The organism is Nannocystis exedens, from assembly GCF_002343915.1.
Classification (GTDB): domain Bacteria; phylum Myxococcota_A; class Polyangia; order Nannocystales; family Nannocystaceae; genus Nannocystis; species Nannocystis exedens.
The window spans coordinates 8,542,670-8,562,163 of the sequence record NZ_NETK01000001.1; the positions used below are offsets into that span (position 1 = coordinate 8,542,670).

Annotated in this window: 16 protein-coding genes; 10 read left to right on the forward strand and 6 right to left on the reverse strand. The window is 72.3% G+C overall.

The window, feature by feature from the left end; all coding sequences use genetic code 11:
- Positions 1 to 203: 203 nt before the first annotated feature.
- Positions 204 to 1,421, forward strand: a complete 1,218-nt coding sequence (locus NAEX_RS33565; RefSeq protein WP_096331561.1) for a hypothetical protein — start codon at positions 204 to 206, stop codon at positions 1,419 to 1,421.
- Between the two features lie 37 nt (positions 1,422 to 1,458).
- Positions 1,459 to 2,847 (forward strand): DUF2403 domain-containing lipoprotein, encoded by a 1,389-nt coding sequence (locus NAEX_RS33570; RefSeq protein WP_420814169.1) that lies wholly within the window; start codon positions 1,459 to 1,461, stop codon positions 2,845 to 2,847.
- Between the two features lie 24 nt (positions 2,848 to 2,871).
- Here NAEX_RS33570 and NAEX_RS33575 read toward each other — a convergent pair whose 3' ends face one another.
- Together NAEX_RS33575 and NAEX_RS33580 are read right to left on the reverse strand one after the other, a co-directional pair.
- Positions 2,872 to 3,834 (reverse strand): hypothetical protein, encoded by a 963-nt coding sequence (locus NAEX_RS33575; protein WP_211302520.1) that lies wholly within the window; start codon positions 3,832 to 3,834, stop codon positions 2,872 to 2,874.
- A gap of 190 nt (positions 3,835 to 4,024) precedes the next feature.
- Positions 4,025 to 4,402, reverse strand: coding sequence for an MAPEG family protein (locus NAEX_RS33580; RefSeq protein ID WP_096331563.1), 378 nt, complete (start codon positions 4,400 to 4,402; stop codon positions 4,025 to 4,027).
- Between the two features lie 92 nt (positions 4,403 to 4,494).
- Between NAEX_RS33580 and NAEX_RS33585 the strand changes: the two genes are divergently transcribed.
- Positions 4,495 to 6,003: an aldehyde dehydrogenase family protein gene (locus tag NAEX_RS33585; protein WP_096331564.1), complete on the forward strand. Its 1,509-nt coding sequence runs from the start codon at positions 4,495 to 4,497 to the stop codon at positions 6,001 to 6,003.
- A gap of 194 nt (positions 6,004 to 6,197) precedes the next feature.
- A complete protein-coding gene (locus tag NAEX_RS33590; protein WP_096331565.1) occupies positions 6,198 to 7,517 on the forward strand; it encodes an SMP-30/gluconolactonase/LRE family protein in 1,320 nt (439 codons plus the stop codon).
- Positions 7,518 to 7,778: 261 nt separating this feature from the next.
- On the opposite strand, the gene NAEX_RS33595 is transcribed toward NAEX_RS33590, so the two are convergent.
- Positions 7,779 to 8,246 (reverse strand): SRPBCC family protein, encoded by a 468-nt coding sequence (locus tag NAEX_RS33595; protein ID WP_096331566.1) that lies wholly within the window; start codon positions 8,244 to 8,246, stop codon positions 7,779 to 7,781.
- Positions 8,243 to 8,617 carry an ArsR/SmtB family transcription factor gene (locus NAEX_RS33600; RefSeq protein ID WP_096331567.1) on the reverse strand — a complete coding sequence of 125 codons (375 nt, stop codon included), beginning with the start codon at positions 8,615 to 8,617 and terminating at the stop codon, positions 8,243 to 8,245. The genes NAEX_RS33595 and NAEX_RS33600 overlap by 4 nt, the downstream gene beginning before the upstream one ends.
- 1,413 nt (positions 8,618 to 10,030) lie before the next feature.
- Between NAEX_RS33600 and NAEX_RS33610 the strand changes: the two genes are divergently transcribed.
- From NAEX_RS33610 to NAEX_RS33635, 6 genes are all read left to right on the forward strand, one after another.
- Positions 10,031 to 11,257 carry a dipeptidase gene (locus tag NAEX_RS33610; protein ID WP_096333810.1) on the forward strand — a complete coding sequence of 409 codons (1,227 nt, stop codon included), beginning with the start codon at positions 10,031 to 10,033 and terminating at the stop codon, positions 11,255 to 11,257.
- A 52-nt stretch (positions 11,258 to 11,309) separates the two neighbouring features.
- Positions 11,310 to 12,062, forward strand: a complete 753-nt coding sequence (locus NAEX_RS33615; protein WP_096331568.1) for a dienelactone hydrolase family protein — start codon at positions 11,310 to 11,312, stop codon at positions 12,060 to 12,062.
- 860 nt (positions 12,063 to 12,922) lie between these two features.
- Positions 12,923 to 13,270, forward strand: coding sequence for an ArsR/SmtB family transcription factor (locus tag NAEX_RS33620; RefSeq protein WP_096331569.1), 348 nt, complete (start codon positions 12,923 to 12,925; stop codon positions 13,268 to 13,270).
- The gene (locus tag NAEX_RS33625; protein WP_096331570.1) at positions 13,267 to 14,079 is read left to right on the forward strand and encodes an SRPBCC family protein; all 813 of its coding nucleotides are present in this window, start codon (positions 13,267 to 13,269) and stop codon (positions 14,077 to 14,079) included. The genes NAEX_RS33620 and NAEX_RS33625 overlap by 4 nt, the downstream gene beginning before the upstream one ends.
- Before the next feature lie 87 nt (positions 14,080 to 14,166).
- Positions 14,167 to 15,573 carry a hypothetical protein gene (locus tag NAEX_RS33630; RefSeq protein WP_143141157.1) on the forward strand — a complete coding sequence of 469 codons (1,407 nt, stop codon included), beginning with the start codon at positions 14,167 to 14,169 and terminating at the stop codon, positions 15,571 to 15,573.
- A 302-nt stretch (positions 15,574 to 15,875) separates the two neighbouring features.
- Positions 15,876 to 16,988: a baeRF10 domain-containing protein gene (locus tag NAEX_RS33635; protein ID WP_096331572.1), complete on the forward strand. Its 1,113-nt coding sequence runs from the start codon at positions 15,876 to 15,878 to the stop codon at positions 16,986 to 16,988.
- Here the strand turns inward: NAEX_RS33635 and NAEX_RS33640 are convergent.
- Both NAEX_RS33640 and NAEX_RS33645 read right to left on the reverse strand, forming a co-directional pair.
- Entirely contained in the window at positions 16,937 to 18,070 is a 1,134-nt protein-coding gene (locus NAEX_RS33640) for a sensor histidine kinase (protein WP_143141158.1), read from the reverse strand. The genes NAEX_RS33635 and NAEX_RS33640 overlap by 52 nt on opposite strands.
- Positions 18,067 to 19,377 (reverse strand): sensor histidine kinase, encoded by a 1,311-nt coding sequence (locus NAEX_RS33645; RefSeq protein ID WP_096331574.1) that lies wholly within the window; start codon positions 19,375 to 19,377, stop codon positions 18,067 to 18,069. Before NAEX_RS33645 ends, NAEX_RS33640 begins: the two co-directional genes overlap by 4 nt.
- Positions 19,378 to 19,494 lie beyond the last annotated feature (117 nt).

A 19,494-nucleotide genomic window follows, 5' to 3' on the forward strand; every position in this document is an offset into this window, starting at 1 on the left:
TCATGAGATAGGATTCGCCGATGAACACGGTCGAGGTCGGGGTCCTTTGTGTATCGGTGGTGCTGACCGCGTGCTCGAGTACCCACGGCAGTGACAGCGGCGAAGGGACCGAAAGCACCGCGGGGACCGCTGGCTCCGAGGGGACCGCGAGCTCCGAACCGACCGGAGGAGGCGAAGGGACCGATGATTCCGAAGGCCCCGACATGCGGCCGCCCGACGAATGCGTCGTCGAGGGGGTCCTCCACGACACGCCCTTCTCCGACACCTACCGCGTGATTCACCGCGCCGACACGACGTTCGAGGGCAAGTCGTATCCGATCGTGTCGGCGATGCCCTGGACCTACACGCTGTCGGCGGTCCAGTGCGGCAAGGAATTCCCGGTCGAGGAGACCGAGACCCACTACATCGTCGACAGCGACTTCGAGGTCCCGTACCTCGAGGGGGTCACGGACGAGATCGCGTGGATCCCGGGGGAGAAGAACAAGGGCTGGGCGATCGGCGAGAACGACGACCCCGCGGCGCTGATCGCGGAAAACGGCGGGATGCGGCCGTTCGTCTACCACGTGAACGCGGGCTACGAGTACGGCTACGCGACGTACAACCAGGATCCTCTGCCCGACGATCCGATCAACTTCACCGGCTTCCGGCCCACGTGGGTGGTGCATCCGGAGGGCGACGGCTACGAGATGTTCTTCTTGATCCCGGAGGCGCCCGACTCGCAGGGGTTCGAGTGGCCCCGCCACGGGCAGGGCTGGCAGCTCAACTTCGGGCTGTACGTCGATCCCGAGGGCAGGGTCTACGTGCCGAAGCCGGAGCGGGCCGCAGTCGCCCATCACGAGGACGGCTGGGACGACTATCACGCCTGCGTGACGATCAACCTGGCGAGCGCGCCGATCCCGACGACCCGCACGCAGTTCCCCGGCAACGAATCCTATTACCCCTCGGAGACGTTCTTGCCGGGGTACGCCTCGGCGGGAGCGCCGGGTCACAAGTACTGGGGCCACAAGGGCCGCACGATGGAGGAGGTCGCCGTCTGGGAGGACGACGGCGCGCCCGGCCTCAATTCGCCCGGCAACTACCACAAGCCGTACTCCGGCGGGTGCGACCGGGCGGGCTACAACTTCGCGCACGCGGAGGGCTTCACCTGGCCCGAGCTGCGCGCGGCCCGGACGGCGATGGGTGATATCCCGACCCGCGATCAGCTGTACAAGATCACGCTCTACCGCTATTTGGGGCAGGAGGACAAGACGGAGCTGCTCGGCACGCTGTCGTACGAGCAGCAGGCCAATCAGGAGTGGATCCCGACGGGCGAGGGCCCCGAGGTGCATTCGCTCAACGACAAGAACGGTCGCTTCATCGTCAACGGTCCCGTGTTCCAGGACCGCGGCGATCATGTGTTCGCGATCATCGAGGACCTCTGAACGGCGACGGCGGAAAAGCGAGGCTGCCGTGAGGACTTTGAATGATGCCGTGCCCCTGCTCGCGGTCGCGGCCGTGGGCGCGCTCGCTGCCGCGTGCGGCTCGAACCCCGGGCAGTCGTCTGCGGGAGGATCGACGACTGCGGGCGGATCGACTGCGGGAGAGCCGACCTCTGCGGGAGAGCCGACCTCTGCGGGAGAGCCGACCTCTGCGGGGGAGCCGGACACGGGCGGCTGGGACGACCTCGACGATCCCCACGCGCCGCCGCATCCTCCGGTGGAGCCGAACAATGACGGCGAGCCCACGCGCGGCGGGACCTTGACGTTTACGAACATCGGCGCGCCCGGCTACTGGGGCCGACGGATCGAGGCCGAACCGGGCGATCCGCGCTGTGACGTGCAGTCGGAGACGATTGACTTCGGGTGGGGCTCCGAGTTCTGCTGCCGCACCCGGCACGAGGTGACGTCCGATCGGCTGACGCCGTTCAACGAGCAGCTCCACCTCGTGCTCGAGGGGCCGCTGCGGGTGAAGGCGCTGGCCGTGTATCAGCCGCTCGGGGCCAGCGACGGTCCGTGGGGGATCCGCTCGTTCTGGGACCGGCGCACGCCGGACCAGCCGTACAACCTCCATTTCTCGGGTCCGGACGACGCGCAGGAGTTTCTCGGCGATCTCGGCAACAACTGCGCGTACTATGCGATGCAGGAGCAGCCGTTTCCGTGCGGCCCCGGGAGCGATCCGTATTGCCCCGGGTCGGACCTCGATTATTACGGCTGGGCCGGCTCGAAGCTGGTCGTGATGCTGGCGTCGATGCCGTACGCCGACGATCCGGCGCTGCTGCCGCTCAGCTGCATCGCCGACGGGGAGGACGAGCGAGCGCAGGACGCACCGTGGGTCGGCGTCTCGCCCTCCGAGCTGAACCGCGACGGCTGGTCGGGCTACCACCCGTGTCATTGTTTCAACAATACAAACAACGGACAGCTCGGCGACGGCTGCGGGCAGATCAACGTGTTCGAGGTGATCGCGGAGGCGTCCGGGCCGCAGTGGGGCAACCGCGACATCATCAGCACGGGCATTCGCTCGTACCAGGTCGGGTCGCTCGGCGGCGTGACGTGCGGGATCCAGTCGTGCGGCATCGAGCAGTTCCCGGCCGACGCCGACCTCGTCGACGTGAACAGCCTGACGGCGATGAACCAGGGCGCGGTCATCGACGCCGAAGACCCGGCGATGAGCGCGGGCCCGGCGTGGCGCCGGGCGCTTGACGATCGGTTCTATGTGTTCCTGCTCGACGAACCGTCGCGCACGGTGCAGGTCGCGGTGATTCACCCGGGGGACGTTGCCGCGGCGGCGCAGCCGATCGTGCCCGCGCTGCCCGACGTGATCTCGCGGGAGGTGGTCGACGGTTTTTTGAAGTTGCGCCTGCCGCAGTGAGGGCGGTCGGGGCGGCCGGGCTCGCTACGAATATTCGATGCCGGGGTCGTACTCGGTCCACAGCAGCTCGTCCTCGTACACGAAGCCGCCCGGCGAGACCTCGAGCGACGCCAGGCACAGCCGCGCCAGGTGGCCGCTGCTGCTGCTCAGCGCCTCGCGCTTGTCGATGAGCGCCTGCACGCGGGTGCCGTCGGCGGTGATCCCGGGGGTGAGCGCCGCGGCGACGCGCGCTCGCGTGGGCTCGTCCGCCCGGTCGCCGAGCAGCTCGACGCCGGGAGCGCCGAGGCCGACGCGGAGGTCGCCCCGGTCGTGCTGCGCGGCCGAGAGGTGGACCTCGCCGCGGCGGTGGCCGTCGAACCGCGCGAGCAGGTCGAGCAGCGCGAGGACGGCCGACAACGCGGCCGGATCGCCTGCGCGCAGCACTCGCGCGAGCTCGGGCAAGAGCGCCGGCGCGAGGTCGACGCGCCGGCTGGCGGGCGGCTCTGCCGGTTCGAAGGGGCGGGTCAGGATCTCGCCCTCCTGCAGCGACAGCGGCAGGTGCGGGGCCCGGTAGGCAGGCACCGTCACGAGGCGGGCGTGCTGTTCCAGCGAGGTCGCGGAATCGACCGAGTCGCGAAGGCGGTGGGTCGTGAAATTCGCCCATTCCGGCTCGGCCGGCGCGCACCGCCGGTGTTCGAGCACGTGGGGCATCCCTGCATGCACGAGCACGATGTCGTTCGTGGTGATGTAGACCATCGATGTGATGTATTGCAGCGCGTACACGTCGATCTGCTCGAGCACGCCCGCCGGCATCAGCGGGACCATCCACCAGTCCTTCGGCGAAGGCGAGGTCACGGTCGCTGCGACGGACTCGGCGGCAGGTCGCCGGTAGGGGCCGCCTTCGCCGGTCTCTCGCCCCGGCGTCACGTCCGGCCCGGCTGCCGCCGCGTCGGGCGGAGCGACGGGCGCGGGGGAGTTGCGGAGCCAGCGAAACAGCCGTCCGAACATGCGGACAACCTACCCGCGTCCGGGCCGAACCGGAACCGTGCCCCCGCGCAAACACGCCCGCTTGCATCCGCCGCGCGAACGCGACGCCGAGCGCGACGTCGTGGAGGCCGAGGCTCACCAGCAGCTGGGCGGGGCGTGGACCGTTCGGGCGAGCGTCGGGGAGCGCGGCGCACTTCCGGCGCGCCGACGCTCACAGGACGTTGCGCAGCAGCGCCAGCGCCAGCCACACCTCGAGCAGGGCGGTGAGGGTGGCGCTGAGCCGGAGCAGGTCGAACGGGCCGCGCAGCATGCCCACCGCGTGGCCGACCCGCGCGGCCAGGAACAGGCCGCCGGCCCAGCGAATGGTGGCAGCGCACGCGCCCGATTGTTCATAGAAGAACAGCAGGAACAAGAATGGCAGCACATGCTCGAACGCGTTGGCGTGCGCGCGAATGGCGCGAGTCATGCGTTCGTCGCCGCCGTCGCCGAGCCGGATCCGCAGGCGCATCCGCGTCATGGAGGTGTTCACGGCCAGGAGCGCGACGAGGAGGAGCAGGAGGGCGGCGAAGACCGGCGTTTCGGTGACCATGCGGCCGAGGGTAGCAGCACCCGAGGCAGGACCCGCGGGTCGGCCGTATCCGCGGCGACGCCTTCACGGGTAGACTCGCGGGCGCGAAACCCATGGACACTGCCACGATCCCCGCCGGTGCCGCCCGCTTCCTCCAGCCCGAGGGCCACGTGATCGACGGCGGCGTGGTGCCGCCCGCCGGCGGCGCGACGCTCCCGGTCGAGGACCCCGCGACCGGCGAGATCTTCGCCCGGATCCCCGCGGGCGACGCGGCGGACATCGACCGCGCGGTCAAGGCCGCGCGCGCCAGCTTCACCGCGGGGACGTGGTCGCGCGCCGATCCGGCGCACCGCGGGCGCGTGCTGTGGGCGTTCGCGCGGGCGATCCGCGACGAGGCCGAGGCGCTGGCGTGGCTCGAGACGCGCGACAGCGGCAAGCCGATCGCGGAGGCGCGGGCCGACATCGCCGGCACGGGGGAGATCCTCGAGTACTACGCCGGCCTGGCGTCGCAGCTGTTCGGCCAGACGACGCGCGTGCCGGGCAACAACTTCGCCACGGTGATCCGCGAGCCGGCCGGGGTGGTCGGGCAGATCACGCCGTGGAACTTCCCGCTGTACGTCGGCGCGTGGAAGTTCGCGCCGGCGCTGTGCTGCGGCTGCAGCGTGGTGCTCAAGCCGAGCGAGCTGACCAGCCTGACGATGCTGGCGGCCGCCGAGCTGGCGCTGGCGGCCGGGGTGCCGCCGGGGGTGTTCAACGTGGTCTGCGGCACCGGGGCCGACGCCGGCGCGCCGCTGTCGACCCACCCGGACGTCGACGTGCTGGCATTCACCGGCGGGGTGGTGACCGGGCGCAAGGTGCTGCACGCGCGCGCCGACCTGCTGCGACCGACGCAGCTCGAGCTCGGCGGCAAGTCGCCCAACATCGTATTCGACGACGCGGACCTCGAGCGCGCCAGCGCCGGCGCGGCGTTCGGGATCTTCTACAATCAGGGCGAGAACTGCAACGCGGGCAGCCGGCTGCTCGTGCAGGCCGGGATCCACGATCGCTTCGTGGCCCGCCTGGTCGAGCGGGCGCGGGCGATCCGGGTGCTGCCGCCGCTCGACGAGCGCAGCCAGATGGGCGCGCTGATCTCGGCCGCGCACGCGCGCAAGGTCGCGGAGTACGTGGAGGTCGGGATCGCGGAAGGGGCGACGCGGCTGTGCGGCGGGCCGCCGCCGCCGGAGGGGCACTTCGCGCGCGGGCACTGGTACCTGCCGACGGTGCTGGCCGAGGTCGAGGCGAAGCATCGCGTGTTTCAGGAGGAGATCTTCGGGCCGGTGGTGACGGTCACGAAGTTCACCAGCGACGACGAGGCGATCGCGCTGGCCAACGCGACCGAGTTCGGGCTGGCGGCCGGGGCGTGGACGTCGAGCGTGCAACGGGCGCTGCGCTGCTCGCAGGAGCTGCAGTCGGGCTACGTGTGGATCAACAACTACAACCCGACGCCCGTCGAGGTGCCGTTCGGCGGGGTGAAGTCGTCCGGCTTCGGCCGCGACTGCGGGCCGCAGGCCGTCGAGACGTACACGACGTGGAAGACGGTGCTGTGGGCGCTGGCGCCGTTCGACGACTGGTATAAACAATGAAACGAGGGCAGGCCGGCGGGCGATCGCGCGCCGGCTCGCTCTGGTGATTCGCGGCGGCTCATGCAGCCGCGCACCGACAGCGTCGGCGACGCGTCGCGGCAGCGGCTGCGCCCGTAGGTCTGTGGACGCCAGGCGGGCGGCCGCGCGCTGCATCACGGTCGTGGAGGGGCATCGGTTGCGATAAGGTGGCGGCGATGCGACGACTGCTGCTCCTCGCCGCCCTGCTGACCGCCTGCACGCCCCGCGGCGCGACGTCCGAGCCGAAGGGGGAGACGGCGCCGGTGATGCTGTCGGAGGCCGAGATGGGCGCGCTGACGGGGGCGTACGGCAAGCTCGGCGGATCGTTCGGGCGCCAGGACTTCGCGGCGGGGCTGGCCGCGCTCGACGCGGCGGCGGCGATCGACGTCGGCGACGAGTCGATCGACTACCGGCGCGCCTCGTTGCTCGCGGCCGCGGGGCGCGGCGAGGAGGCGCTGGCGGTGCTGCAGCGGCTCGACGCCGCGGGCAGCCTGCTGGTGCCGCAGCCGCACGACTTCCCCAAGCTGGCGGGGCCCGAGCTCGATCGCCTGGCCGCGGCCGCGCGCGCGCGGCTGCCGGCGTCGGCGAGCGCTCGCGCGTTCACGCTGGCGGACCGCGCGCTGATCCCCGAGGGCATCGCCCACGACCCGGGCACCGGCACGTTCTTCGTCGGCAGCATCTACAAGCGCAAGATCGTCGCGGTCGACCGCGAGGGGGCGGCGCGCGACCTCGCGGTCGCCGACCCGGCGAACGGCCTGTACAGCCCGCTGGGCATGAAGTTCGACGCGCGCCGCGGCTCTTTGTGGGTGGCCAGCGCGGGCCTGCCGGAGATGCAGGGCTACGTCGAGGCCGAGCACCGCGGCAAGGCGGCGCTGCACGAGCTCGATCCGTCGACCGGGCAGTCGCGGGCCCGTTATCCGCGCGAGTCGCCGGGCCCGCACCTGCTCAACGATCTGGTGATCGCGCCAGACGGCGCGCTGTACGTCACCGACAGCGGGGCCGGCGAGGTGTTGATGCTGCGCCCGGGCCCGGGCGCGCAATTCGAGTCGGTCGCCCCCGCCGGCGAATTCGGCTACCCCAACGGGATCGCCCTGTCCGACGACGGGAGCGTGCTGTTCGTGGCCGACTTCGTGCGCGGGGTGACGGCGATCCCGCTGGCGACCCGGCAGCTCCGCGTGCTGCCGCGCCCGCGCGGGGCGGCCACCCACGGCTTCGACGGGCTGTACTTCCACCGCGGCGCGCTGGTCGGGGTCGACAACGGCGCCGGCGGGGGACGGATCGTGCGCCTGGCGCTGGCGCCGACGTTCGACAGCATCGTCCGCGTCGAGGTGCTCGAGGCGGGGCACCCGGACTTCCTGATTCCGACCACCGGGGTGCTGGACGGCGATTCGCTGGTCTACATCGCCAACTCGCAGCTGCGCAGCTTCGAGGACGGACAGATCTTCCCGCCGGAGCGGCTGTTCCCGGCGCAGGTGCTGCGATTGCCGCTGCGGTGAATCGCAAGGCGGCGCCGGGGCGGATGCCCGCGGTGCGAAGGACCGGCGCAGGTGCTGCGATTGCCGCTGCGGTGAATCGCAGGGCGGCGCCGGGGCGGATGCCCGCGGTGCGAAGGACCGGCGCAGGTGCTGCGATTGCCGCTGCGGTGAATCGCAGGGCGGCGCCGGGGCGGATGTCCGCGGTGCGAAGGACCGGCGCAGGTGCTGCGATTGCCGTTGCGGTGAATCGCAGGCGCGCGCCTCGGCGGACGTCCAGGGCGCTCAGCGGGCGGCCTGGAGCTCCTTGGCGAGCAGCTCGAGCAGCTCTCGCCAGCCCTGCTCGCGCATGCGCGGGCCGTCGGCGCCGTCGAAGAAGGCGGCCTGCTCGGTGAAGACCAGCCGGGTGCCGTCGCCCTGCGGGCGCAGCTCGACGGTGCTCAGGGAGGCGGAGATCCGCTTGTCGCCGGCGCTCATGGTGTAGGCGAGGACGATCCGCTGATTGGGGACGATGTCCTCGTAGTGGCCGTCGTTGCGGAACTCGGTGTTGTCCTTCTCGCTGCGAAAACGGGCAGTCTCGCGGCCGCCCTCACGGAAGTCGAGGTCGAATTGGAGGACGCTCCAGCCCTCGCCCTCGGCGAACCACCGCCGCTTCTGCCTGGGGTCGGCCCAGGCCGCGAACACGCGTGCGGGGGCGACGGGGTAGGTACGCTCGATCGTGATGGTGCTGTGGACGACGGACTCCGTGATCATGACTGTTCCTCCGTGGTGTTTCGGTCTGGCGCTCGCTGCTCGCTCGACGGCTCAGGCTCGGCCAGGAGGTCGCCCAGGCGATCGAGGCGGCGCTCCCACAGGGCGCGCCGCTCCACGATCCACCGCTCGGCGACGTTCAGCCCGGCCGGGTCGAGACGACAGCTGCGGACCCGCCCGACCTTCTCGGTGCGGATGACGCCGCTCTGCTCGAGCACCTGCACGTGCTGCACGACCGCCGCGAGGCTCATCGCCAGCGGCGCGGCCAGCTCCTTCACCGAAGCCGGCCCTCGACTGAGCCGCTCGACCATGGCGCGTCGTGACGGATCCGCGAGCGCATGAAAAACCCGGTCGACGGCGCCTTGGTCAAGCATGGACTTGAGTATTGGACGGGCGGGCTGGACGGTCAAGTTAAAACTTTAGTGTCATCAAACTGTGAAGAATGCCGACTTGAACGATGTTCCTGGAGATGGCGGCGGGACCCGGGAGGCGCGCGAGCGGCAGGAAAGGGCGAAATCGAGCGGCGGGTGGAGTTTCTGAGCCGGCCTGGGCGTCCTCATGGGTGGACCTGCCGGAGCGACTGGGTCTGGCCGAAGGGTAGTTCGAAAGGACATGTCGAATCAGACATGTCTATTCGAGCATGCTCGCGGCGCGGGCGTGCGCCGTACGGGATGCTCGGGGTCCGCTCGTCCGTCGGGGCTGCGACGGCGCCGGACCATGGAGGGCCGGGCCGGCAATTGTTCGATACGCGCGGCGGCTCTACGGTTCGCGCCGGTAGGTACGGGCGCTGGAACATCGCCCGATCGACGGGCCGTGAATCGCAGTACGTCGTGATGTCCCGGCCGTGTCGCGCAGGCGGCGCGGCGGGGCTCGACGCGCCGGCGCAATGCGAGGCGCGGCGAGAGGGCCGCGCGTGATCGAGGCAAGCGGCGCGGCCACGTTTTCCGCGTTGCGCGGCAATGGTGGCAGCCGGGCACGCCTGGCCTCGCTGACGGGGCGGCTCCGGCGAGAGTTGCGCGCCCGGCAGCGAATGTGGGGAGTGGAGCAATGGCCGCGGCTCCGCTGGACGCACGTCTGGAGGTGACTACGGTTGAAACCATGAAAGACCGCATCCTGACTCGCATCCTCAAGTCCGCGCTGGCTTCGGTCGCCGCGCTGGCGCTCGTGGCCATGGCAGCGCCCGAAGCCGCCGCGGCGGTCTCGGCCGCGACGATGCAGCCGTCCCCGGCTCCGCCGTCGCCGACGCCGAATCCGACGCCTCCGCCGAATCCGAACCCGAACCCGAATCCGAACCCGAATCCGCCGACTCCGGGGCCGAAGCCGCCGTCGCCGCAGCCGCAGCCGCCCCCCAATCCGATGCCGCCGCCGCAGCCGCCCCGCCCTCGCCGGCGCCGCAGCCCCCTCCGTCGCCGTCGCCGTCGCCGCTGTGAACGCGGCGCTCGGCGGGCGATGACGAGGCGCGGCCGCTCGTCGGCGGCGACCTCGTGCCGACTGTTGCGTGCCGCTGTTGCGCGGCCCATGGCGAGCGCGGCGCCGCGGCCGGCAGCGGCCCGGGGCGGGCGGGCCCGTGATAGACTCCCCGGGTGATTCCGAGCTTGCGGCCGTTCCTGCACGCGCGCGCGTCGACGTGGACGCTCGCCCTCGTGGCGCTCGGGTGCGCCGCGCCTCCGCAGCAGGAGCCCGAGCGCGCGGCGCCGTCGCTCACGGAGCGGCAGTCGCCTCCGGCGACGGAGGCGGCGGTGCCGGCATCAGCGGCGCCGGCAGCAGCGGTGCCGGCAGCGGCGCCGATGGCCTCGTCCGCGATCGACCCGTCGATCGCGGCCGATCCGGCGCTGCAGCGGGCCCACGCGGTGCTGGCTCGCGTGCCGCTGATCGACGGGCACAACGACCTGCCGTGGACGATCCGCGAAGCCAAGGAGGCGCCGGGGGACGTCGCGGCGTACGATCTGCGCGCGGCCACCAAGGGGCACACCGATCTGCCGCGGCTGCGCACGGGGCGGGTCGGGGCGCAGTTCTGGTCGGTGTACGTGCCGGGCGATCGGCCGGCCGGCGAGCTGGTGCGGCTGCAGCTCGAGCAGATCGATCTGGCGCGGCGGATGATCGCGCAATACCCGGACGACCTGGCGCTGGCGCTGACCGCCGACGAGGTCGAGGCGGCGTTCCGGGCCGGGCGGGTGGCGTCGCTGCTCGGGGCCGAGGGCGGGCACACTCTGGCCAATTCGCTGGGGACCTTGCGGGCCTATCACGCGCTCGGGGTCCGCTATTTGACGCTGACGCACAATGTGCATACCGACTGGGCCGACTGCGCCGTGCTGCCGCCGCGCCACGACGGGCTGACCGCGTTCGGCGAGGAGGTGGTGCGCGAGATGAACCGCCTCGGGATGCTGGTCGACCTGTCGCACGTGTCGCCGGCGACGATGGAAGACGCGCTGCGGGTGAGCGAGGCGCCGGTCATCTTTTCGCACTCGTCGGCGCGGGCGCTCGCCGACACGCCGCGCAACGTGCCCGACGACATCCTGCGGCGGGTCCCGGCGAACGGGGGGGTGGTGATGGTGACGTTCCTGCCGGCCTACGTGTCGCAGGCGGCCGGGGACGCCCGTGAGGCGCGGCGAAAGGCGCGGGCGGAGGCGGCGAAGCTGGCCGACCCGGCGGCCAGGGCCGCGCGGCTGGCGGAGATCGACGCGGAGCCGCAGCCGCGCGCGACCCTGGCGCAGGTGGCCGACCACGTCGAGCACGTGCGCCGGGTCGCCGGCGTCGACCACGTGGGCCTCGGCAGCGACTTCGACGGCATGTCGGCGGTGCCGGTCGGCCTGGAGGACGTGTCGAAGTACCCCCATTTGCTGGCGGAGCTGGCCCGCCGCGGCTGGACCGACGAGGAGCTGGAGAAGCTCGCCGGCCGCAACCTGCTCCGCGCGCTGCGGGCGGCGGAGGCGACGGCGCAGCGCCTGCAAGCGGCGCGGCCGCCGTCGCTGGCGACGTGTACGCCTGCGAGCGAGGACAAGCCGGGGCCGTGATCTTTCGCGGGGCTTGTCGGGCCGGGCCGCGCGTGCGAATCAATGGGTGCCGATGACCGCAGCAGCGAGCCGATCGATCGTCACCGAGTTCGTCGATTATTCCGCCGGCGACATCGTGGCCGAGGGGTACGTGGCGCACGACGGGGCGACCGGGCGGCCGCGCCCGTGCGTGGTGCTGGCCCACGCGTGGGACGGGCAGAATGGGTCGATCCGCGCCCGCGCCGAGGAATTCGCGGCCGAGGGCCGCGTGGCGTTCGCCCTCGATGTCTACGGGAAGGGCGTGCGCGGCGAGGAGACCGGCGACAACTCGCGCCTGATGTTCCCGCTGCTGAACGACCGCGCGCTGCTGCGCGACCGCCTGATCGCCGGCGTGGCCGCGGCCCGACAGCACCCGCTGGTCGACCCGGACCGCCTGGTGGTGGTCGGCTGGTGCTTCGGCGGCCTGTGTGCGCTCGACGCGGCGCGCAGCAACGCCGGCGGGGTCCGCGGGGTGGTGTCGATCCACGGGGTACTGCGGCCGCCCGGCTTCCCCGAGCAGCCGAAGATCGCGGCGAAGATCCTGGTGCTGCACGGCTGGGAGGACCCGGTCGCGCCGCCCGAGGACGTGCTGGGGCTGGCCCGCGAGCTGACCGCGGCGGGCGCCGACTGGCAGCTCCACGCGTACGGCCACGCGATGCACGCGTTCACGGTCCCCGGCGCGCAGATGCCCGAGCGCGGGCTGCTGTACGATCCGAGCGCGGCCCGCCGCGCGCAGCAGGCGATCGACGGGTTCCTCGCCGAGACGCTCGGGCCGGTCGAGCGGTAGCGCCGGGCCTCGCGCCGTCGGTGCCTGTCCTGCGAGGCAGGTCGCGGAGGCCGGGAGGAGGCGGCGAGGCCCGGCTGTGGCGAGCGGCAGGTGGACCGGCGCGCGGGTGAGCGCCGGCCCGAACCTGTCCCGGGGAGCAGGTTGCATGCAGCGAGGACGAGCGCCGGCGAGGCCGAGCTGTCCTGAGAGGCATGTGGACCGGCGCGGGGGGGGGAGCATCGGCGCGAACCGGCCCGGGGAGCAGGTTGCACGCCGGCGATGCCGAGCGCTGGCGAGATCGAGCTGTCCCGAGAGTCATGTGAACCGGCGCGATGGCGCGCGCCGGCCCGCACCTGTCCCGGGGAGCAGGTTGCACGCCGACGATGCCGAGCGCCGGCGAGATCGAGCTGTCCCGAGAGTCATGTGAACCGGCGCGATGGCGCGCGCCGGCCCGCACCTGTCCCGGGGAGCAGGTTGCACGCCGGCGATGCCGAGCGCCGGCGCGATCGAGCTGTCCCGAGAGGCATGTGGACCGGCGCCGGGGGCGCGTCGGCGCGGACCTGTTTCGCGGAGCAGGTTGCAAAGACGAGCGCCGGCGAGACCGATCTGTCCCGAGAGGCAGGTGACGTGTCGCGTGTGGAGCGATGGCCAGGCGGGTCCGGTGAACGGGCTCGACGTGCGGCGACGAGAGGTTGGCGAGGCGGCGGCGTCGAGATGGCTTCAGGGACGTGTGATCGCGGCGGGCGAGCTGGCCCCGAAGACAGGTGATCTTGGGCTGCGCAAGGTGCGCAAGGGGAGCCTCGCCCTCTCTTTAAAACCTTCGCCTACGCGCTCGCAGACTCCCCTTGACGCTCATTTTAGTTGACGCTAAATGATGGGCCGTGCAGCCGCTGGCCGCCATCGCCGAGCCTCGTCGCGTCGAGATCTTGCGCCTCGTGTGGCGCGAGGAGCGGCGGGCGGGGGACATCGCGGCGGCGATGCCCGTCAGCTTCGGCGCGGTGTCGCAGCACCTCTCGGTCCTGCGCGCGGCCGGTCTCGTGACCGTGCGGCGGGCAGGTCGCGAGCGGTGGTACGCGGCCGACCACGCCGCGCTCGGACCGCTCGCTCCGGTGCTCGAACAGATGTGGGCAGACAAGCTCGGCGAGCTCAAGCGGCTCGCCGAGGCCGAGCAGCGGCGGCTGGACAGCTGTGCTTCGCGCCCCCTCGACGACCCGAAGGAATCGACATGACCGCCGGACCCCATTCATCGATCACCACCGCCGTCACCATCAACGCGCAGCCCGCCACGGTGTGGACATTTCTGGCCGAGGAGGCGCGCTTCCTCGCCTGGATGTCGTACGTCCCCGGCTCGCCGGCGCCGCGCGGCAGCGCGTTCGAGCCGCGACCGGGCGGGCGGGTCTGCATCGTCATGCCCCACGGCAGCGAGGCGCAGGGCGAGGTGGTGGAGTTCGATCCGCCCCACCGCCTGGTGTTCACGTGGGGCTATGCGCCCGATCGCGGGGACAGCGGCCTCGGCCCGGGGGCCTCGCGCGTGGAGATCTCGCTCGAGCCGGTGGCCGAGGGCACGCGCGTGACGCTGCGCCACTCGGGTCCGATGAGCCCGGCGATCGCCCGCGGGCACGAGGCGGGCTGGCGACATTGCCTGTCGCAGCTGGCCGTCGCCGCCGCGCACATGCACCATCAGGCCCACCTCGAGGCGACGCTGCGCGACTACTTCGCCGCCTGCAACGAGGCCGACGAGGCCGCCCGCGCGGCCCTGCTGGCGCGCGCGTGCACGCCCGACATCCGCGTGCGCACCCCGTTCGCCTGCGCCGACACCCGCGAGGAGTTCAGCGGCTACATCGCCAACGGGCTGCGTCACCTCGGGGGCGCCGTGTCGACCCTGGCCGGCACACCCCAGCTGATCCACGGGTTCGCGCGCGTGCCCTGGGCCGTGACCGCGCCGGGCGGGGCGGTGATGTTCCGCGGCGAGAACCTGCTGCGCCTGGCGCCCGCGGGGCAAATCGCGGAGATCGTCAGCTTCCCCGCCGAGGCGTGAGAGCGGCGGCGGGCCGCGGAGGCCGGCGATGATGGCAGAACGCCGGCTCCCGGGACCGGCGACTTCGGATACAGACGAGGCATGCGCATGGCTTTATTTGCACTGTCCGCCTCGATCCCGCTGGCCGTCGCGGCGCTGATGCCCGCCGAGGTCGCAGCCTGCTCACCCGGACCGCCGAACGGGCCGTGCTTTTACGCCGATCAATGGGCCTCGCTGGCGCCGGTCAACGCCGCGGCGATCCCGATCGACGGCGTGTTGGTGCTGCAGGGCGCGCAGACGGGGCCGTCGCCGGAGGCCGAGTGGCTCGACGACATCACGTTCACGGTCACGCGCGACGGGCAGCCGGTGGCGGGGGCGCTCGAGACGACCGGGATCGACGACGTGCTGATCTGGCGCCCGGCGGCGCCGCTCGTGCCCGGGGCCACGTACAAGGTGCAGGGCGCGCTCGACAACCCCGACGAAGATCCGGAGGGCGAGGAGTGCGGGCCCGATCTGCTGCCGCTGGTGTTCGAGTTCCACGCCGACGCGGGGCCGGCGGCGCCCTTGGCCACGCTGACGACCGAGCCCAAGGGGAAGGTGACGATCACGCCGCAGATCGCCGATCTCGACGCGCTGGTCTGCTGCGACGACGCGATTCCGTTCGGCACCGAGACCGACGACTGCAAGTACGAGATCAAGTGGAACCAGGGGGCGTGCGCGTCGCTGGTGGGCGAGGGCCGGCTGGACGTGACGGTGACGACGAAGGGCGTGCCGGCGTCGACGCTGGCGATGACGTCGCGTCGATTGGTGGTCGAGGGGGTGCCCGGGGCCACGTTCGTCGGCGCCGATCCGACGCTGTCCAGCCTCGCGCCGGTGTGGACGCAGGTGCTGGTGCGCAACCTGGCGAGCGGCGAGACGGTCCTGTCCGAGGCGCAATGCGTGGGGGACGAAGTGGCCGGATCGCTCGGGGAGCAGCAGATCGATCCGTCGCCGGTGCTGGCCGAGCTGTGCGCGGGCCCGGCGTACGAGTGCAACGTCCAGGATGATGTCTGGCAGCCCGACGCGTGCAGCCCGTGGCCGGCCGAGATGGGGGACACGATGGGCACGTCGGACACCGACGGAGACACGACGAGCTCGACGGGCACCGACGGGGACACGACGGGGACGACGGGGACCGCTGGGGAGACGACGAGTGCGACGGAGAGCGGTGAGGACGTGACCGGCGCGCCGACGAGCGGCACCGCGGGGACGGGCGGGGTGACAACGGGCGACACGGGGACGGGCGGGGAGCCCACGGGGACCACGGGGACCGGCGGGGGCCCGACGAGCGAGACGGGGACGCCGGGGGAGTCGACGGGAGCCTCGGGGACGGCCGGGGACAGCGACAGCGACGCGAAGCGCGGGCAGGACGAGACGCCGGGCTCGGGCTGCGCCTGCGACTCGGGGGGGCGACCGGACGCGCTGGTGATGGTGGCAGGATGGATGGCCTTCGCCCGGCGCCGGCGCAGGCGATAAGAGTCTCGGGTCGCGGCATTCGCCGGGCGCCCGCGCGGGAGATTACGGTCGAGCTCGCTCGCGCGGTCATGACGTGATCGGCGAATGAGCGTTCCGGAACCGTGGTGCTCGCAGGAGCCGGGCGAGCCGTCGCCACCGCCGAATCGATCGTGCGCACGTGTCGCGCCGGGCCGGCGCTCGCCTCGCGTCGCGGCGGCCGCGTCTGCCCGAATGCCGGAGCCCGGCCGACAGGCGCGGCAGAGGCCGCCCGAGGGTTTGCACGAGCGCGCCGATTGCCCAGACTTCGCAACAACGAGGTCTGCATGCTCAAGCTTACCGATGTCAATCGCGTGCTCAGTCAACCGGCGGCCGACAAGACGCTGTCGATCTACGCGCAGGTCGACCCCTCGCTGTTCGAGAACCAGGGGCGGACGCCCGGCTGGCGGATCTGGGTCAAGAATTCGCTGCGCGAGCTGAAGGCGGCGCACGAGGACCCGGTCGTCGCGGAGCTCGTCGCGCGGGCGGAGCACTTCTTCGGCACGCTGCGGCCGGAGTGCAAGGCGATCGCGGCCTTCTTCACGCCGAGCGCCGAGGAGGTGCTCCGGCTGCAGGTCCCGATCGTCCAGCCGGAGTGCCACTTCGGTCGGCCGGCGGTGGCCCCGCTGCTGTGGCTGCTCGACGAGTACGAGCCGTACGTGGTGGTGCTGGTCGACTCGGAGAAGGCGCGCTTCTTCGTCGCCCGGCTCGGACGCGCGGGCCTCGGCGGCACCCGCTACAACGAGGTGTTCGAGTACGACTTCCCGCCGAAGTACCTGCCGTCGACCAACGCCGGTCAGGGCGGCTACACCAAGGGCGGCAACAACCGCGACGCCTTCGACGCGCTCATCGACGACCACACGCGCCGGTTCTACCGCCAGGTCGCCGAGCAATGCGGGCACTTGCTCGAAGAGACAGGTTCGAAGCGGATCCTGCTCGGCGGGATGGAGACGTCGGCCCACGCGGTCGAGGGCCTCATGCACGACACCGTGCGCAAGGCCGTGATCGGGATCGTGCCGACGCCGCTGCACCTGAGCGATCAGGCCACCTGGGACCTCCTGATGCCGCACGCGCTCGAGCACGAGCGCGCCCACGAGAGCGCGCTGGTCGACGAGGTCGTCGACCTGGCCAAGGCCGGCGGCCGCGGGGCGCTGGGGATCGCCACGGTGCTCCAGTGCCTGCAGAACAAGCAGGTCGAGCTGCTGCTGGTGCCCTGGCCGCTCGCGGAGGCCGAGCTGCGGGCGCAGCTGCCCGAGCTGGCGATGGCCGCGGGCGCGAAGATCGAGCTGGTCGCCGGGGCGGCGGCCGAGCGCGTGGTCCAGGAGGGCGGGCTGGCGGCCCGGCTCTACTACGGGATCCCCGAGGCCGCCCCGGCGGCGCCGGTCAAGGGCGCGGCCTGAGCCGGCAAGGGCGTCGGGAACCACATGCGCACGCAGGTGCCGGCGCCCGGGGCTGTCTCGAAGGACAGCTTGCCGCCGTGGCGGTCGACGAAGGCGCGGACGATGGCGAGCCCGAGGCCGGTGCCCTCCGGCTTGGTGGTGAAGAAGGGCTCGAGCATGCGCGCCTGCACCTCCTTGGCGATGCCGGGGCCGTCGTCGACGACCTCGACGTAAGCCCCGTCGGCGCCGGCGCCGGTGCGCACGGTGACGGTGCCGCTGGTCTCGACCGCGTCGAGCGCGTTGCCGATCAGGTTGACCAGCGCCGAGGTGAACTCGCCGGGGCAGATCCGGATCGGCGGCGTCGGCGAGGACTCGTCGAGGATCAGCCGGACCTGCGGCGGCGAGCGGTGCCGGCACAGCTCGACGGCCTCGCGGGCGAGCTCGGCCAGCGCGCCGGTGACGGTCTCGACGCCGCCCCCGCGCCGGCTGAAGCCGCTGAGGCGATCGATCACCTGCACGCCGATCGCCAGGCCGTGATCGATCTTCGTCAGCGAGCGCAGCGCGACCGGGTGGTCGGCGAGGATCCGCCGCAGCAGACCGGTGTGCAGGGTCAGCGGGGTGAAGATGTTGCGCAGGTCGTGGGCGATGCCGGCGGCCATGAGCCCGAGCGCGCGCAGCTTCTCCGACTCGGCCAGCCGCGCCTCGGTCTCGCGCTGGCGCCGGCGCAGCTCGGCCTCTCGCAGCTCGCGCTCGACCGCGGGCAGGAGCCGCGCCAGCCGACCCTTGACGATGAAGTCGTGGGCGCCGGCGCGGAGGGCGTCGACGGCGTCCTCCTCGCGCAGGGCGCCGGACACGACGATGAACGGCAGGTCGAGGCCGGAGGCGTGGAGCTCGGCGAGCGCCTCGCGGCCGCTGAACCGCGGCATGGCACAGTCGGACAGCACGAGCTCCCAGCCGCCGCGCTCGAGCTGGTCGCGCATCTCCTCGGCGGTGTCGACGCAGACCCAGCGGACGTCGAAGCCGCCGCGCTCGAGCTCGTAGACGAGGAGCATGGCGTCCTCCTCGTCATCGTCGACGACCATGACCGCGAGCGAGCGAGTCACTGGGCGCCTACCAGGGCCGCCTCGGCGCCGCCGCGGAGGCGCGCGTCCGAGTCTTGTTGCAGGTCCTGCGGGACAGGATCGACGCTCGCGGGCGAGAGGGTCCAGAAGAAGGTGGCGCCGCTGCCGGGCGCGGATTCGGCCCAGATCCGGCCGCGGTGGCGCCGGACGATCCGCTGCACGGTGGCGAGGCCGATGCCGTCGCCAGGGAACTCGCCGGCGGCGTGGAGGCGGCGGAACGGCCCGAACAGCTCGTCGGTGCGCGAGCCGTCGAAGCCGACGCCGTTGTCCCGCACGTGAAAGACGAGCTCGCGGGCCGGCGAGACCCCGGCGCCGACCTCGACCATGGGCTCGGCGCTCGGGCGGGTGAACTTGAAGGCGTTGCCGATCAAGTTCTGAAGCAGCACGCGCAGGAGGCCGGCGTCGGCGACGGCGACGAGGCCGTCCTGGACGATGACGCGCACGCGGTGGGTGGTCTGCCCGGCCTGCAGCTCGGCGGCGACGCTGCGCGCCAGCTCGGACAGGTCGACCGATTCGCGCCGCGGCGAGTCGGCGCCGCCGCCGACCCGCGAGAGGTCGAGCATGTCGTCGATCATGCGGTCCATGCGGGCGGCGCCGCGGCGCACCCGGCTCAGCCAGTCGTGGCCGCGCGCGTCGAGCTGCGCGCCGTAGCCCTCGTCGAGCGCGCGGCTGAAGCCGGCGATCGCCCGCAGCGGCGCGCGCAGGTCGTGCGAGACGGCGTAGGCGAACGCGCCGAGCTCGTCGTTGAGCGCCTCGAGCTGGGCGGTGCGCTCGCGGACGCGGCGCTCGAGGTCGTTGTAGAGCTCGACGTTCTCGAGCGCGATCGAGGTGCTGTCCGCCAGCGCCTGCAGGAGCCTCAGCTCGTCGTCGCCGGCGACGCGGTGCCGGGCCCAGTAGGTGCCGATGGCGCCGATCGGGCAGGCCCGACGGATCGGCACCATCGCCATGCTCTTGACGAAGGTCGGCCGATAGGCGTCGCCCGGAATCCGCGGGTCGACGAACACGTCCTCGATGACGAGGGGCCGCGCGTGCTTCATGACCCACCCGCTGGCGCAGATGTCCATGGGGAACCGCTTGCCCTTCCACAGCGGGCTTATGGCCTCCTCGTCCGCGTAGAAGCACTGGCCGCAGTCGCGCAGGACGAAGGTGGCGCCGTCGGCTCCGACGAGCTCGCGCGCGGCGTGGCGGACGAGCGCCGTGACTTCGTTCAGTGAGCGGGCCAGTGACAGCTCCTGGACGACGGCGATCAGTTGCTCGAGTCGCGCTTCGAGGTGCGAGGCGTCCGCCATGCGCCGAATTTTGCGCGGACGAATGCACGGCGCCAAGTGGCGCAGCCCGCGGCGGCAAACGGCGTGGCATGGGCTTCCCGCACGCGCAAAACAGGCCCCCGGCGGCCTTGACGGCCT